Origin of the sequence: Paenibacillus medicaginis, assembly GCF_042138635.1 — a bacterium.
GTDB lineage: Bacteria > Bacillota > Bacilli > Paenibacillales > Paenibacillaceae > Paenibacillus > Paenibacillus medicaginis.
The window spans coordinates 145,097-159,985 of the sequence record NZ_JBHIRY010000007.1 but is presented as its reverse complement, the minus strand read 5'-3'; the positions used below and the strand labels follow the sequence as shown (position 1 = coordinate 159,985).

Here is a 14,889-nt window from a genome sequence, read left to right as displayed (position 1 = left end):
ATCACCTGAATTTTGAGGCTGCTCTTATTTATGTGTTCTGTAGTTCCTGCCGCTTCCAGGCAATATGTTATAATACCTGTTTCCCGCCAGAGCCTTCTGCATAATAACCCAGAGCGCGTATCGCTATGCTGGCCAAATAATCCGCTGCGACCGGCAGTGCGCGTTCATCCAGATCAAATGCCGGATGATGCCACTCCTGACTGCCCGATGTCCCCAAAAATACGAACAAGCCCGGCACAAGCTTCTGGTAAACGGCAAAATCTTCTCCGGCCGGCGATGGCGCGGGGACAACCGGCAGAAGTCTCAAATGCTCCGCCTCCTGCCAGGCCAGCTCTACCAAAGTTTCATCATTGATAGCCGGAGGCGGCCCCTCAATCCAGCGCACGGCTGCGCTCGTTCCAAAAGCGGCTGCGACGCCTTCGACAACTTGATCGAAGCGGGCCAGCACTCGGCTGCGCACTTCCTCATCGAAGGTACGGACTGTTCCCTCCAGCACAGCCTTGTCGGCGATCACGTTCCAGGTCGAGCCGCTGTGCAGCTTCGTTACACTGATCACCGCACTATCGAGAGAGCTGACATTGCGGCTGACAATGGATTGCAACGCAGTAATGATATGTGCGGCGATTACAATGGGATCGATGCCCGCTTCCGGCACTGCCGCGTGCGAACCCTTTCCCTGCACTTCCACTTTAAATCCGTCCGCAGCGGCCATGATCGGCCCTTGTTTAATGCCGATCGTGCCTACCGGCAGGTCCGGTTTGTTGTGCAGGCCGAAGATAGCCCGTACGTTTTCGAGAGCGCCGCTTTCAATCACCTGGCGGGCGCCGGCCGCTTTTTCTTCCGCAGGCTGAAATATCAATCGAACAGTGCCGTTGAGTTCTTCCTCGCGTTCTTTCAACAAATAGGCGGCCCCAATAAGCGAAGCTGTGTGGAAATCATGGCCGCAGGCATGCATTTTGCCCGGAACGGCAGAGGCGAAGGACAGTCCTGTCTCCTCTTGAATCGGAAGTGCATCAATATCCGCCCGCAGCGCGATAACAGGCCCCCCGTGTCTTCCACCAACCTCTGCAATGACACCTGTCCGCAGCGGGTATTCCGCAATGCGGATTCCTGCCCCTTCAAGCCATCTTCTGATTCTCGCTGTCGTTTCGAACTCATCGTTCGACAGCTCCGGATTGCGGTGCAGTTCCCTCCGGATTTCCGTCAAACGGCCTGCCAGAAGGGCTGCGCTCCATACCTCCGTTTCCTTGCTCATACATTTCCCCCTTCCGGCATCAAGCTCTGACCTCCGCAAAAGCTTCGCTAAGCAGTTCGTACGAGCGCAGCCGTTGTTCGAACGGCGCCACGCTGGTGGTGACGATAAACTCCTCAACACCTGTCGCCTCCCGCAGAGCAAGCAATTTATCGCGAACGGTCTCCTTGGAGCCTGCCGTGATCAGCGGTTCCTTCTCCTCAATCGTGTAGGGCTCCCTAGCCTGGCGTCCGAACTCTTCTGCTTGCTCCAGCGTGCTGACCGTAACCGTGCGTCCGCTGGCCAAATGAACCTTCACCAGCCTTTGCGGCGGAATCAGGCTCTGTGCCTCCTGATCGGTGCCCGCCACAATAGCGGACAGCGCCAATATAACATGTGGCTTCGTTCCCGCCCCATGATTGAAGCTGGTCCGATATTGATGCACTGCTTCTACAGCAGCCTGCTCATCGCCGCCAATGAACAATGAGAATACGTAGGGCAGTCCCAGGCTTGCGGCCAGCTCGCTGCTGCCGCTGCTTGCTCCAAGCAGATAAAGCTCAGGAGCCAGCGGTGGAATCGGCGTTGCTTTCAATCCGGCGAGCGCACCGTCTTCGTCCGGTTCAACGGCCAGATACCTGCGCAGCTCAACAAGTTTATCCGTCAGCGATAGCGGATTTACGACATTCTGCTGCAGGGCTTGCGTACTGCGCGGCAGTCCGCCCGGCGCGCGTCCGATACCCAGATCGACGCGGCCCGGAGCAAGCGAAGCAAGCACATGGAAATTTTCCGCTACTTTATAGGAACTGTAGTGCTGCAGCATAATGCCTCCCGAGCCGATGCGGATACGCGACGTCTTCGCCAGCAAATAAGAGATCAGCACCTCCGGCGACGATCCTGCGAGCTGCCCGGAATCGTGATGCTCCGCTACCCAGAAACGCTTGAAGCCAAGCTCTTCCGCTTTTTGCGCCAAAGCAACTGTATGCGCAAGAGCTTCTGCCCCTGTCTCACCCTCATAAATCGGGCTTTGATCCAAAACGCTTATTGTAATCGTCATTGCTTCCTGCCTCCTAGATGGAATAGCTTGCTTCCGGAATCAACCGCTTCAAAAACTGCTTTGTCCGCTCTTCCTTCGGTCTGCCGAACAGCTCGGCAGGACTGCCCTCTTCCACAATCACCCCGCCGTCCATAAAGACCACGTGATTGGCGACCTCCTGCGCGAAGCTCATCTCGTGTGTCACAATGATCATCGTAATGCCTTCCCTGGCGATTCGACGGATCACTGCAAGCACCTCCCCTACAAGCTCCGGATCAAGGGCTGAAGTTGGTTCGTCGAGCAGAATCACTTCTGGCTCCATGGCCAAGGCCCTTGCGATGCCGACCCGCTGCTGCTGCCCTCCCGAAAGCTGGCTCGGATAAGCGTCAAGCTTTGCGTCGAGTCCAACCTTCTCCAGCAGCTGGATTCCGCGCTTACGAGCCTCAGCCTTGTTCAGCTTCTTCACCACAATGAGCCCCTCCATGACATTCTCAAGGGCGGTTTTATGAGCAAATAAATTGTATTGCTGAAATACCATCGCCGAGCGCTGACGCAGCTCATGAACCTCCTTCTTCCCGGCATGCTTGCAGTCCAGAGTAAAATCACCAATGTGTATGGTCCCGTCGCTTGGCCGCTCCAAATAATTGATGCAGCGGAGCAGCGTCGTTTTCCCGGAGCCGCTTGGTCCAAGAATAGCCACAACCTCACCCTTGCCGACCGACAGATTGATTCCTTTAAGAACCTCACTGCGTCCGAACGATTTTCGAATGCCGCTAAGACGGATCATGCTACGCCTCCTTTTCTGTACATATTGATCCTGCGTTCAATCATCCCGGTAATGCGCTCAATCAGAATGGTCAATCCCCAGAAAATGACGGCTGCGGCGAGGTATGCCTCGAAAAATTTCCAGTTGGTTGAAGCTACGATCTGAGCTTGTGCGTTCAAGTCGACGACCGATACCGTAAAAGCCAGTGTTGACCCATGCAGCATACCGATGACCGAGTTGGACAAATTCGGCAGGCTGGCCGCAAACGCCTGTGGAAAAACGATGCGGCGCAAGGCCTGAGCAGTGGTCATACCAACAGACCAGGCTGCCTCCAACTGCCCGCGGTCGACAGCCTGCAGCCCAAAGCGGACAACCTCGGACATATAAGCGCCGGAGGTGATCGAGAACGAGATGAATGCAAAAGCGATCATCGGAATTTTCGCTGAGTTCCAGCCCAGATCCAGCAGAGCCGACAGTCCATCGACAATCACCGGCAAGCCGAAATAGATTAACAGCAGATGGGTCAGCATTGGCGTTCCACGGATAAAAGTCACGTAGGCCGTCGATAGCTGGGACAGAACCGGAATACGGCGCATGCGGAACAGTGCTGTAACCGTACCGATCACGAAACCGCATGAGACCGAGACGACGGTGATGTACAGCGTAGTTGGGATGGCGGATAACAGCTGAACGAACGCTGTCCAGATAAATCCCGGATCAAGATTCATAACCGGACACCTCCTTCTTGCCCGGGACGAGGCTTGGCGGACAGGCGACCGAGCGACAATCCTCTGCGGCCGGCAGACCGGCTGCCGCTTCCTTCATCCGGGCGCATATGCCGCTGCAGCTTTCGTTCCGCGAGAAGCAGAATTCGTTCCAGGACCATGCTGATCACCAGGTAAATTAGAGCGAGCGAAAGGTAGGTCTCGATGAAATGCTGGGTTAACGATCCAAGCGTTTGCGCCTTCCCCGTCAGCTCCATGACGCCAAGCGTAAAGGCAAGAGAAGTATCCTTCAGCATGGCAAGCACCAGATTGGAAAATACGGGTACAGCGATGGCCAAGGCCTGCGGGAGAACAATGCGGGTAAATGCTTGATAACCCGTCATTCCGACCGCATAAGCCGCCTCTACCTGTCCGCGGTTGACAGCCAGCACCGCCGCCCGGATATTTTCCGAAATGTAAGCCCCCGCATGCAGCCCGAACGTGATCACGACAAACCACAGCACAGGCAGCTTTGTGATATCTATCGAGATGAGCTTCAGAACCTCCGGAAGGCCGTAGTAGAACAAAAAAAGCAGGATCAATATCGGCGTTCCGCGAAAAAAAGAAACATAGAGTACCGATAAATGCTGGAGAAAAGGCACCTTGTACAGCCGGGGCAGAGCTACCAGCAGCCCTGCCGCCAGACCCAGCACAATGCCTCCCGCGACGATGAGCAATGTAATGCCCAACGTGTCCAGCAGCTTGGGGATAAACTTAAATACGTAGGTGATATCAAAGCCGTATTCCATCTTACGATCTCACCTTTCCCTTAAAAGTCCTTGTAAAAAGTCACGATGCATTGGCTGTAAAGTCATCGCCTAGCCACTCCGTGCTCAGCTTGCCCAGCGTACCGTCAGCTTTGATCTCCTCCAGCGCAGCATCGATTTCATCCGCCAGCTTTTGCGCATCGGAATCATTTTTGCGGAATACGAACAAAATATCCGCCTCAGACAGGCTGTCGCCTGCGGTTTTCAGCTTGCCCTGAGGATCGGTCAAAGAAAGTGTAAAATCCGCACTTACGGTGGCTACGACCCGCCCGCTCGTAATCTGGCTGACCGTATCGTTTGCACCGCCGTTCTGGTACACAAGCTCGATTTTCCGCTCATGCTGCTTGTTGTAATTTTCAAGAATTTGCGCAGCGGCGCTTGTTGCGCTTGTCAGCACCTTCTTGCCAACCAAATCGTCCAGCGTCCGGATGGAGTTGTCATCCTTGGCGACGACAATTTTGTTTTTCCAGTGAGCATAAGGTACTTTGTTAAACAGATACTTCTGCTCACGCTCCGGGTTTTTCTCCATTTCATGAGCCACAAAATCAATTTTGTTCGTTTCCAGGCTTAACAGCAGATTGGAAAACTCCATCGTTTGAAACTCGAATTCATACTCAGGAAGGCGTTTATCAATTTCTCTTACCAGTTCGACGTCATAGCCGGTCAGTTTGCCGTTTTCATCGATAAAGCAAACCTGGGGAAAGCCTGTTCCTGTACCGACGATAATCTTTTTTATCTTAGCGCCCCCTCCTGAGCTTCCCGAGGCTGTATTTGCCGCATTTTCCACGCTTCCGTTATTGCTGTCAGCCGTTGAGCCGCAACCAGCGGTCACGATTGCAAGAGCCAGTGCTGCAGACAGCAGCCGCATTTTCTTCATCCTGTTGTCCCCTCCGTCATTTCCTTTAGATAAACGCTTCTTCGCACCTGATTTAACGCTGCTTTATCGCTTCCTCCCGCTCACCGCTATGGGCTTGCCCGAACAATTCAGGGTTCACAATTTTGCGCAGCAAATGGCCAATACCGTCACCGTTGCCGGGATCAAAGGAATAGATGCTTTCATACCCTCGACGCTCGTACATGGGAAGCAACCAAGGATGCTTCTCGGCGGTCCCCAGGGTTACGGCAGGCGCGCCGAGCTTATCGCGGATGATACGGCTCTCCACCCAATCGAGAAGTCTGCCGCCATATCCTTTGCCCTGCTCGGTCGTGTCAACGGCAAACCATTTAATGAAAGGCAAATTCGTAATATGCTTCACATCGTCACCCTTTGAAAGGGTAATGGTTGCAACGATCGTACCGTCTGCCTCCAGCACATAACATTCATTTTGCGAAATATTCTCCTGGATCTGCTCCAGATTGGCGTTGGCAGCCGGCCAATGCAGCTCCAACTCGCGGATCGTGGCATAAGCCTCAAATATTAAAACCTGCAGCCGTTCTGCATCATTCATTACTGCCAAACGAAATTGCTCGCTCATGAATGAACCCCTCTTTCTAAATTTATAATTCCTATGCGTATAATGAGGATTAATGTGTTACTAATGTACCATCCGTTTCATGAGCGCGCTAATAGACTTTCTCTATTCCTCGATTGAAAAATGCTAAAATGAATCCTCTGCTAATTGTCTCTCTTTCTCCAGATACCCTTTCAATATTCTTGCAATTTCCCTCATCCCCGAGACATCGGCCAGACCTTCGGCTTCCGGATTGTAATTTGTATTTGTATTGACATCATACGTATAGGTCCTGCCTGCTGAATCGGTAATAAATTCAATGCCGGCAAAGCTGATTCCGTTTTGCTGCAGGAATGCTTCATATTTGGCTATGAGCGGATTGCTGAAACCTTCGATGACTTCAAATTTCGGACGTGACGAGGTTCCTTCCCCAACCGGGCAAAGCTGCTCCCCGATTTGGCAGGCATCCGCAGGACATAATTGAAATCCTTCCGAGGTATCCACTCTGACCGCGTAGTAGAACTTGCCGTCGATAAATTCACAGCGGGTAATCACCTGATCCTCGTTTTTGATGTACTGCTGGATCAAGGTTACTCCATCCACTGAATCCTCAAAGACTGCGCTGTTTACGTAGACCTCCAAATTTTCTATACTGTCAAACAGATAGACGCCGAGCCCCTTTCCCGCGCGATTATGCTTCGTGATAAAGGTCCGGTAGGGAAAATTTCTCGCGGCTTCCATCACTGCTTTTTTGCCCACCGCGGCAACGGTAACAGGCGTCTCAATACCGAACTTTTGCAGCTCCAGATACTGCTTCACCTTGTTGACTTCAAGCTCCAGTGCGCGGCTGGTGTTAAGTACTGTTCTTCCATGATGCTCAAGCCATGCCAGCACATTCGCGGTGTATTCGGGGGCGTATCGATGATTCCGTGAGTGGGATGAAGCGCTCATGCGATTGTAGTACACGCCGCTTGGCGGGCGCTGGCTTAAATCCAGCCGACCTTCGTCCAAATGCCAGAATTCGTGCGGCACATCCAATTCCTCAAGCGCCGCCCGAAGCGGGATAATCCAGCTTTCATTTTCGTGGATAATATACGCTTTTGTCATTTGTTATCTCCTTCACTGCTCACGGTTTGTCAGACGTTCAATCACATGGGCTAACAGCTTCGTTCGCGGAACGAGCGATTCAATAACCAGATACTCATCCTTGCTGTGCGCCTTGCCGCCTTTCGGACCCAATGCATCGATGGTTGCAATGCCCACAGAGGAGGTAATATTGCCGTCCGACCCGGAACCGACCTTTTTGTCATGCAATTTTTCTCCCAGCTTCAGCGCTTCCTCCTGAACAATGCTCAGCAACTCTTCAGTCAGCTCGTTCTTGATCATCGGCGGCCGGGTAATACCGCCTTGCAGCTCTAAGGAGGTGCCTACAACATCGACGCGGGAACAAATCTCCCGAATGCTGCGGTCAAGCTCTTCCGCCTGTGCTTTCGTTTCCATCCGCACATCGATATTGGCAAAAGCATGCGGTGCGATCGTATTGCTTGAGGTGCCTCCCCCGATGACCCCAACATTGACATGCACGCCCGCCTCGGCATCCGTCAATGCGTGCAGCTTGATGATTTTATGTGCCAGTTCGGCAATGGCACTGCGTCCTTTTTCAGGCTCGGCTCCGGAATGGGCAGCGACTCCGGTTACGGTCAAATAGTATTTTCCGCCCCCTCTTCTTCCCGTAACCAGAGTTCCGTCCTCATCGCACGGCTCGACAATCAGAGCATACTTGCTTAGTTCCGCATATTGCTCAATCAATGAACGGGAATGAACTGAGCCCACTTCCTCGTCAGAGTTCAGAATAATCCGCACATTTTTATAACTGTCGCTTCCTTTCTCCTGCAAATATTTGATGGCATACAAGGTTGTGATTTGGCTGGCTTTCATATCAAATACTCCCGGTCCGTAGGCATACTTCTCGTCTCTTGAAAAAGGCCGCTCCGCAACGGTTCCGGCAGGAAAGACCGTATCCATATGCGCAATAATGAGAATTTCCGGATGCTGCGCCTCCGGATGAGTGATCACAAGGTTGTTCCCTCTTTCCTTCTGTTCCTGCACATCCACCTGAAAGCCGATCTCTTTATAAAGGCTGCCTAGCTTGGCCGCTACTAAATCCACCCCTGATTTCACAAAGGTTCCGCTTTCAATATTGACGATTTCCTCAATGAGCAGCAGCATCGCCGCTTCTTTCTGCTTCCAATCTTTACTTGACATGAACTGTCATTCCTTTCTAATTTAAAATAGTCTCTGCTCTCAGCTCGTCATGATATAAATGGCACTGCACACTGTGCTCCTGGGATAATTCCATGGCAGCAGGCTTAATCTGCTTGCACACATCCATCACATACGGACAGCGTGTATAAAACACGCAGCCTGACGGCGGGTTGGCAGGTGAAGGGATATCCCCCTGTAACAGAATCCGCTCTCTCTTTAATTTGGGATGGGGTGCCGGGATGGCGGACAGCAGAAATTGCGTGTACGGGTGCAAAGGGCGGGCAAACAATTCATCCGTCGGGGCTTGCTCGACCAAATGCCCGAGATACATTACTCCAATCCGGTCCGCAATATGCCTGACTACACTGAGGTCATGGGAAACGAACAAATAGGATAAACCGTACTCGGCTTGAAGCTCAATTAATAAATTTAGGATCTGCGACTGGATGGATACATCAAGTGCGGACACCGGTTCATCGCAGATCATTAGTTTGGGCTGCAGCGCAAGCGCTTTGGCAATACCAATCCTCTGTCTTTGCCCCCCGGAAAATTCATGCGGAAACCTGTCCGCATGTCTGGCGGCCAATCCTACGCGGCTTAATAATTCAAGTACGCGCTCATGCCTTTCATGTCTGGAGCCCTGACCATGAATGGCCAGCGGCTCAGCAATGCTGTAGCCGACCCTTTTATTGGGGTCCAGTGATGAAAGAGGGTCCTGGAAGATCATTTGCATCTCTCTTCTTAACGCTTGGATCTCTCTTCCCCGAAGCGTAAAAATGTCCTGATTCTGAAAGCAGGCTCTGCCGCTTGTAGGTTCCGTTAAACGAAGCAGCGTCCTGCCGGTTGTGCTTTTCCCGCTTCCCGATTCTCCGACTAAACCGTAGGTTTCACCTTCATGTATTGAAAAAGAGACATCCTGCACCGCCTTCACCTGATTTTTTCTCCAGAAAGGTCCGGATTTGGCAGTGAAATATTTCGTTAATTGTTCAACCTGCAGCAGAGGCTGTTCACGAATCGGCTGTTCACGAATCGGTTGTTCGCTCATGGTTGTCCCGGACTCCCCCTTCTTTCTTCAGCAATGGCAGCGTAATGCCAGCACCTTATTTTTTGTCCGTGTGCGGTTTCTTCCAAACGAGGCGGTTGTGAACGGCAAATGTCGGTGGCAAAAGAACATCTGGGCGCAAATCTGCAGCTGCCGCTCACTTCTTTCATTAAAGGCACAGTACCTCTGATTTCATATAATCTGCCCTTGCGCTCTCCGTCCAACCGAGGCACGGATTTCAGCAGACCAACCGTGTACGGGTGCAAAGGATTATCAAACAGGGTTACAACATCCGCTTCTTCAATAACCTCACCCAGATACATCACGATAACCCGTGAGCACATCTGGGCAACTACCGACAGGTCATGCGTAATGAGTATGATGCCCATGCCAAGCTTGGCTTTCAGCTCATTCATCAATTCCAGAATTTGCGCCTGGATCGTGACATCCAGCGCCGTGGTCGGCTCATCTGCAATCAGCAGCTTGGGTTCACAGGATAAAGCCATCGCAATCATGACCCGCTGCCTCATTCCTCCTGATAATTCATGAGGATATGCATGAAACCGGGCCTCGGGATCAGATATGCCGGTTAAGCGCAGCAGTTCTACAGCCCTTGGTTTCGCCTGGGCTTTGTTCAGGTTTTGGTGCAGCATAAGTGCTTCCATCATTTGATCGCCAATAGTAAACACGGGATTCAGTGATGACATCGGATCCTGGAAAATCATCGCTATTTCATTCCCCCGCACTTCCCGCATCTTCTCCTCAGGCAGCTGTAATAAATCCGTACCGTTGTAGAGTATCTGCCCTCTGTAATCTGTCGATTCCTCATCAAGCAGACGCATGATCGATTCGGCGGTGACACTTTTTCCGCAGCCGGACTCCCCGATAATGCCTAATGTTTCCTTGGGATCAATATGAAAGGAAACACCGTCAACCGCCTTCATGATGCCTGTTTCTGTGGGGAATAGGGTTGTTAAATCTCTAACTTCCAATAGTGAGGTCTGGTTCATTGCGTTCTCTCCTGCCTATACTCGTCTTCTTGTTCTTTTTGACATGCCGTTTCTTCTTGGTTTTGGGGTCAAGGAAATCACGCAGTCCGTCTCCGAGCAGGTTAAGACCAAGAATCATCAAAATGATGCAAACACCAGGGAAAACGGTCATCCACCAGGCGTTAAAAATAACGTTCTTGCCATCAAGCAACAAATTGCCAAGACTAGGCGCCGGAGCAGGGATACCCGCACCAAGGAAGCTTAAAGAAGCCTCGGTTAAGATGGATACCGCAAAAATAAATGAGGCTTGAATAACCAAAGGCGAGAGCACGTTCGGCAAAATATGCAGGCCGATAATGCGAAAGGGTCCCGCCCCCTGAGCCTTTAATCCTTCGATGTAGGTTTTCTCTTTGACAACGAGCGCTGCCGATCGAACAATCCGGGCAATCGACGGAACATAGACGATGGACAGAGCAATAATGACATTTATCGTTCGCGGCCCCATAATGGCAACGATAGATATAGCCAGCAAAATGGACGGGAAAGCATATAAACCGTCGCAAATTCTCATCAAAATATGATCGCATACGGCATAATAAGCCGCTAACAGTCCAACCGCCAGACCGATAAGGCCCGAGATGATCGTTACCGCTCCTCCAACGAGCAAAGATACCCTTAAACCGAATAGGATGCGTGTATATACATCGCGCCCAAGGTTATCGGTTCCGAAATAATGCTCGCCGCTTGGCGGCTTAAGCCGGTTCAGCGCTTCAATCGAATACGGATCATAGGATGTGATCCAGGGAGCAAAGAGCGCTGCCAGGGTCAGCAAGCTGATACAAACGGTCCCCGTAACCAGCAGGGGGTTCGACCAGTATCTCCGCAGAGCGATGCTATACCTGCCGGAAGTTGGCGCTTTGCTGTTTCGCGTAATTTTCGGCACATGAATCCCCCTTTCTAATGCCGATTTAGCTTGATACGTGGATCGAGAAGACCATAAAGCAAATCAATCCATAAATTAAGCAATACATAGGTGATCGTGATCAGCAAAATGCTGCCCTGAATGACCGCAAAGTCTCTCCTTTCAATGGAATTGATGATGAGCTGCCCGATTCCCGGTATGTTAAAGACGGTTTCAATAACAGCCGCTCCGGTAATCAAGGTTCCGAAGGTTTCACCAATTACCGTTAATATAGGAATAAAAGCATTCTTCAGGGCGTGCTTGTACACGACTTTTTTCTCTTTAAGCCCCTTCGCCCGGGCTGTTTTGATGTATTGTTCACTCAGCACTTCGATCAGTGACGACCGGGTCATGCGTGCGATCAGCGCTGCTTGCATCGCCCCAAGCGCGATCGCCGGCAGCAGCAGGTAACGAAGATGGTCCCACAAACCGTTGCTTAAAGGCCGGTAACCCGCGACCGGGAGCCATTTAAACTCGACGGCAAAGATCAGGATCAGAAATAAACCGAGCAGAAAGCTGGGCACGGATATCCCGAGCAGGGATATGCCCATCACAGCTTGGTCTGCCAGTGTGCCTCTTTTTCTCGCAGCCATAATGCCCATATATAAAGCAAGGGCAACAGCGATGATCTGGGCGAGAATCGCCAGGGACAACGTAGGCGGCACTCTGCTGAAAAACGCTTCGGCCACGCTCATATCCATAAAGATGGAATTCCCCAGATCCCCCCTGAGCACATTGCCGAACCAGGCAAAAAACTGCTGATGCAACGGAAGGTTTAATCCCAGCTGCTCACGCAACGCAGCTACACTTTCCGCACTTGCCTCATCTCCTAGAATGACGCTTGCAGGATCACCAGGGGTTAGATGGATCAGCAAAAAAACGACAACTGCAACAACCAGCAGCACAGGAAGCAGCGACAGAACCCGCTGAATCAGATATTTGGCCATTAGCCTGAACCCCCGGCACTATTCATCGATCCACACATTCCACAGAATCGGCCCGACTAAATCATCAAAGCCCTTTACATTGTCGCGGACAGCAATGAGATTCTGAATGTTGCCCAGCTTGATGATCGGGAGATACTCCCAATTTTTCCGGTTCAATTCATCCACCAATGGTTTGGCAGCCTCAATGGAAGGGGCTACTTGAATTTGAGCAAGCAATTCATCAATTTCCGGACTGTTGGTCCACCCAGGATAATCCGCACCAGACTCCAGGAATGGATACTGATGGATCGTTGCACGTGTGGCAAAGCTTACGGCAAACAGATCGAAATTATTTTCATCTGTCCGGCGTTCTTGAACCGTCGGCCAGTCATACACGTCCAGCTTCGCATTTACACCGATGGATTTGAGCACCTCTTGGGCAACAACCGCCAGATTGTATTGCTCTGGATAGTCGCGTGTGGTCAGGATGACAACCTCTTCCCCGCTATAGCTTGATTCCGCAACCAATTGTTTGGCTTTTTCGATATCATTTACATTGTATTGCTCCGCTCCCGCCTTGCTGTACCAATCGGTCTGGGAAGGAAGCGCCAGTGAAGAATCCAGCTTATAGAAGCGGCTGTCGCTGTATGCCGCAGTAAGAGCTTCATCATAATTCAGAGCCAGGTTAAAGGCTTGCCTCAGCTTCTGATCCGCGAACGGGCCTGCTTTCTTATTAAAGACATAAGTCACAATGCCCCCTTCACTGAAGTAATTGCTTACCCCATCTGTCGACTCGATTTGTTCGGCATTATCAAAAGGGATACCAAACGCCGCATCGTACTCTCCTGTCATAATGCCGGCAACACGGGTTGACTCGTCTGTCACATAACGGAAGTAAATCTCATCCAGATAAGCGTTCTTCTTGCCGCCAAGTCCGCTCGACTCTGTCTCTTGCGGGGCATAATCCGCAAATTTGGCCAGATGAACATACTGATCGGTCTTCCATTCCTCCAGCTTGTAAGGACCTGTTCCGATAAACTCTTTTACGCCTTCGGGACCGGCGGCGTCGATGACCTCTTTGGGCATAATGCCTGGAAAGGGAGCCGTGTCAGCAAGTATGTAGGAACCTATAAGAGATGGTGCCTCCAGCGTAAGCTGTACGGTATAATCATCGATTTTCGAAAATGCCGCCCCTTTCAGATTGGCTTGCCCCTGGGTCGAGGTGGCCAGCCATTTCTCCATGGAGGCTACTACATCTTCAGCTTTCATCTCCTTGCCGTTATGAAACAGCACACCTTGACGAAGATGAAAGGTGTAGGTTTTCCCATCCTCACTAACCTCATAGGATTCGGCCAGTTGAGGAACAACCTCATAGTTTTTATTCAGGGTCAGCAGCTGTTCATAGATATTGCGGGAGACGTCTCTCGTCGCTTGATTGGTGGTCAGATGAGGATCAAGTGTGGCAGGATTGGCGGGATAGGCTACCTCCAATATGCCGCCGGAAACGGGATTGCCCTCTTCATTCCCTTGTACGCTGGAGGCTTCCGGCTTGCCGCTGCATGCGGCAAGCACAAGGACTAAACTTAATAACATTACGATAGGCAGCCTTTTAAATGATAGATTCACAGGACTCCTCCACTTCTTCACGAATTATAGTATAGTTTTCCACTTGGAATAGTTTATAATATAGCATACGAGGTGTATTACTTATCTCTAACGATCGTAATCGAACAATTACGATGTTTAATACTTCACGGTGGGGGAGAAGCATGGATATTCAATACTTTATTACTTTTCGTGAAGCTGCACGCTTCCTGAGCCTCACGAAAGCAGCAGAGCAGTTGAACTATGCGCAGCCAACGGTCAGTGTACAGATTAAGAAGCTTGAGAACCATTTCGGCACCAAGCTGTTTGTGCGAAACGGCAACAAATTAAAGCTGACCGAGCCGGGATTCAGACTTCTTCACTTTGCGGACAAGATTGTTGAGGGTTATCTGGGGGCAGAGAATCTGCTCATTCCGGATTCTGCCGTAGACCTGCGAATTGGCACGACGGAGACACTTGCCGCTTTTTTACTTCCTCCGTATTTTCAATTGTTCCGTAAGACGTATCCAAAGCTGAATGTCACTTTTTTTCCTGCATCTGATGAAGACAACATTCGTAAACTAAAAAATAATGAGATTGATTTGGCGATCGTATTAAGCACTCCCGTTTCAGCTCCTGACTTAAGAGCTTTTCCTATTCGCAATGAGGAATTTATATTCATTTGCCCGCAAAACCATCCTCTGAGCGGCAGGGATGATGTATCGATTCATGAGCTGCACAACAGCTCATTTATTTTTACAGAGAAAGGGTGCAAATACCGGGAAGCGCTGGAGCAATCCATGAACGATCATGGCGTGACTTATGAAACCGTGTCTGAAATGGGAAGTATTGAGGGGATCAAGCAATGTGTCATCTATGGTATGGGAATCGCGATGATTCCCAGAATTGCCGTTGAGCAGCAGCTTCTTCAGCATGCCCTGTCCGGCTTTTCTATTACGCGGGGAGCTATCCTGCCGTTTTATTCGCAAATCCTTTTGTCCAAAAACAAACATATTACGGCGCCAATGAACCACCTGATTACATTACTTACAGTGAATGATTAAGTATTTACATAATTCCCCGCTTGTTAAAATTACGTAAAAGAAGCCC

General features: G+C 50.9%; 15 protein-coding genes. 1 reads left to right on the top strand and 14 read right to left on the bottom strand.

The genetic code is table 11. From position 1 onward, the window contains the following. Positions 1–67 precede the first annotated feature (67 nt). The 14 genes from ACE5LO_RS10020 to ACE5LO_RS09955 form a co-directional block, all read right to left on the bottom strand. Positions 68–1,255, bottom strand: coding sequence for a M20 peptidase aminoacylase family protein (locus ACE5LO_RS10020; RefSeq protein WP_375519877.1), 1,188 nt, complete (start codon positions 1,253–1,255; stop codon positions 68–70). A 19-nt stretch (positions 1,256–1,274) separates the two neighbouring features. Then, the gene (locus ACE5LO_RS10015) at positions 1,275–2,285 is read right to left on the bottom strand and encodes an LLM class flavin-dependent oxidoreductase (RefSeq protein ID WP_375519876.1); all 1,011 of its coding nucleotides are present in this window, start codon (positions 2,283–2,285) and stop codon (positions 1,275–1,277) included. A 13-nt stretch (positions 2,286–2,298) separates the two neighbouring features. Continuing rightward, a complete protein-coding gene (locus ACE5LO_RS10010; RefSeq protein ID WP_375519875.1) occupies positions 2,299–3,051 on the bottom strand; it encodes an amino acid ABC transporter ATP-binding protein in 753 nt (250 codons plus the stop codon). After that, positions 3,048–3,758: an amino acid ABC transporter permease gene (locus ACE5LO_RS10005; protein WP_375519874.1), complete on the bottom strand. Its 711-nt coding sequence runs from the start codon at positions 3,756–3,758 to the stop codon at positions 3,048–3,050. The genes ACE5LO_RS10010 and ACE5LO_RS10005 overlap by 4 nt, the downstream gene beginning before the upstream one ends. Then, the gene (locus ACE5LO_RS10000) at positions 3,755–4,543 is read right to left on the bottom strand and encodes an amino acid ABC transporter permease (RefSeq protein ID WP_375519873.1); all 789 of its coding nucleotides are present in this window, start codon (positions 4,541–4,543) and stop codon (positions 3,755–3,757) included. The genes ACE5LO_RS10005 and ACE5LO_RS10000 overlap by 4 nt, the downstream gene beginning before the upstream one ends. 40 nt (positions 4,544–4,583) lie before the next feature. Next, positions 4,584–5,438, bottom strand: coding sequence for a transporter substrate-binding domain-containing protein (locus ACE5LO_RS09995; protein ID WP_375519872.1), 855 nt, complete (start codon positions 5,436–5,438; stop codon positions 4,584–4,586). Between the two features lie 52 nt (positions 5,439–5,490). After that, positions 5,491–6,036, bottom strand: coding sequence for a GNAT family N-acetyltransferase (locus ACE5LO_RS09990; RefSeq protein ID WP_375519871.1), 546 nt, complete (start codon positions 6,034–6,036; stop codon positions 5,491–5,493). A 123-nt stretch (positions 6,037–6,159) separates the two neighbouring features. Beyond that, positions 6,160–7,119 carry an ATP-grasp domain-containing protein gene (locus tag ACE5LO_RS09985; protein WP_375519870.1) on the bottom strand — a complete coding sequence of 320 codons (960 nt, stop codon included), beginning with the start codon at positions 7,117–7,119 and terminating at the stop codon, positions 6,160–6,162. Positions 7,120–7,131: 12 nt separating this feature from the next. Then, positions 7,132–8,277, bottom strand: a complete 1,146-nt coding sequence (locus ACE5LO_RS09980; protein WP_375519869.1) for a M20 family metallopeptidase — start codon at positions 8,275–8,277, stop codon at positions 7,132–7,134. A 16-nt stretch (positions 8,278–8,293) separates the two neighbouring features. Next, complete coding sequence (locus ACE5LO_RS09975) at positions 8,294–9,322, bottom strand: ABC transporter ATP-binding protein (RefSeq protein ID WP_375519868.1); 1,029 nt, start codon at positions 9,320–9,322, stop codon at positions 8,294–8,296. After that, a complete protein-coding gene (locus tag ACE5LO_RS09970; protein WP_375519867.1) occupies positions 9,319–10,329 on the bottom strand; it encodes an ABC transporter ATP-binding protein in 1,011 nt (336 codons plus the stop codon). The genes ACE5LO_RS09975 and ACE5LO_RS09970 overlap by 4 nt, the downstream gene beginning before the upstream one ends. After that, positions 10,301–11,251, bottom strand: a complete 951-nt coding sequence (locus tag ACE5LO_RS09965) for an ABC transporter permease (protein ID WP_375519866.1) — start codon at positions 11,249–11,251, stop codon at positions 10,301–10,303. Before ACE5LO_RS09965 ends, ACE5LO_RS09970 begins: the two co-directional genes overlap by 29 nt. Before the next feature lie 14 nt (positions 11,252–11,265). Next, positions 11,266–12,216, bottom strand: a complete 951-nt coding sequence (locus ACE5LO_RS09960) for an ABC transporter permease (protein ID WP_375353250.1) — start codon at positions 12,214–12,216, stop codon at positions 11,266–11,268. A gap of 18 nt (positions 12,217–12,234) precedes the next feature. Further along, entirely contained in the window at positions 12,235–13,821 is a 1,587-nt protein-coding gene (locus ACE5LO_RS09955) for an ABC transporter substrate-binding protein (RefSeq protein WP_375519865.1), read from the bottom strand. A gap of 143 nt (positions 13,822–13,964) precedes the next feature. Here ACE5LO_RS09955 and ACE5LO_RS09950 point away from each other — a divergent pair, with 143 nt between their 5' ends. Continuing rightward, a complete protein-coding gene (locus ACE5LO_RS09950) occupies positions 13,965–14,843 on the top strand; it encodes a LysR family transcriptional regulator (RefSeq protein ID WP_375519864.1) in 879 nt (292 codons plus the stop codon). Positions 14,844–14,889: the final 46 nt, after the last annotated feature.

What these genes read in the sequence shown, in the direction of transcription:
- ACE5LO_RS09960 (WP_375353250.1), bottom strand. Translation starts at nt 12,216, where the DNA reads ATGGCCAAATATCTGATTCAGCGGGTTCTGTCGCTGCTTCCTGTGCTG.
- ACE5LO_RS09990 (WP_375519871.1), bottom strand. Translation starts at nt 6,036, where the DNA reads ATGAGCGAGCAATTTCGTTTGGCAGTAATGAATGATGCAGAACGGCTG.
- ACE5LO_RS09995 (WP_375519872.1), bottom strand. Translation starts at nt 5,438, where the DNA reads ATGAAGAAAATGCGGCTGCTGTCTGCAGCACTGGCTCTTGCAATCGTG.
- ACE5LO_RS09980 (WP_375519869.1), bottom strand. Translation starts at nt 8,277, where the DNA reads ATGTCAAGTAAAGATTGGAAGCAGAAAGAAGCGGCGATGCTGCTGCTC.
- ACE5LO_RS10000 (WP_375519873.1), bottom strand. Translation starts at nt 4,543, where the DNA reads ATGGAATACGGCTTTGATATCACCTACGTATTTAAGTTTATCCCCAAG.
- ACE5LO_RS10020 (WP_375519877.1), bottom strand. Translation starts at nt 1,255, where the DNA reads ATGAGCAAGGAAACGGAGGTATGGAGCGCAGCCCTTCTGGCAGGCCGT.
- ACE5LO_RS09970 (WP_375519867.1), bottom strand. Translation starts at nt 10,329, where the DNA reads ATGAACCAGACCTCACTATTGGAAGTTAGAGATTTAACAACCCTATTC.
- ACE5LO_RS10015 (WP_375519876.1), bottom strand. Translation starts at nt 2,285, where the DNA reads ATGACGATTACAATAAGCGTTTTGGATCAAAGCCCGATTTATGAGGGT.
- ACE5LO_RS09975 (WP_375519868.1), bottom strand. Translation starts at nt 9,322, where the DNA reads ATGAGCGAACAACCGATTCGTGAACAGCCGATTCGTGAACAGCCTCTG.
- ACE5LO_RS09950 (WP_375519864.1), top strand. Translation starts at nt 13,965, where the DNA reads ATGGATATTCAATACTTTATTACTTTTCGTGAAGCTGCACGCTTCCTG.
- ACE5LO_RS09985 (WP_375519870.1), bottom strand. Translation starts at nt 7,119, where the DNA reads ATGACAAAAGCGTATATTATCCACGAAAATGAAAGCTGGATTATCCCG.
- ACE5LO_RS10010 (WP_375519875.1), bottom strand. Translation starts at nt 3,051, where the DNA reads ATGATCCGTCTTAGCGGCATTCGAAAATCGTTCGGACGCAGTGAGGTT.
- ACE5LO_RS10005 (WP_375519874.1), bottom strand. Translation starts at nt 3,758, where the DNA reads ATGAATCTTGATCCGGGATTTATCTGGACAGCGTTCGTTCAGCTGTTA.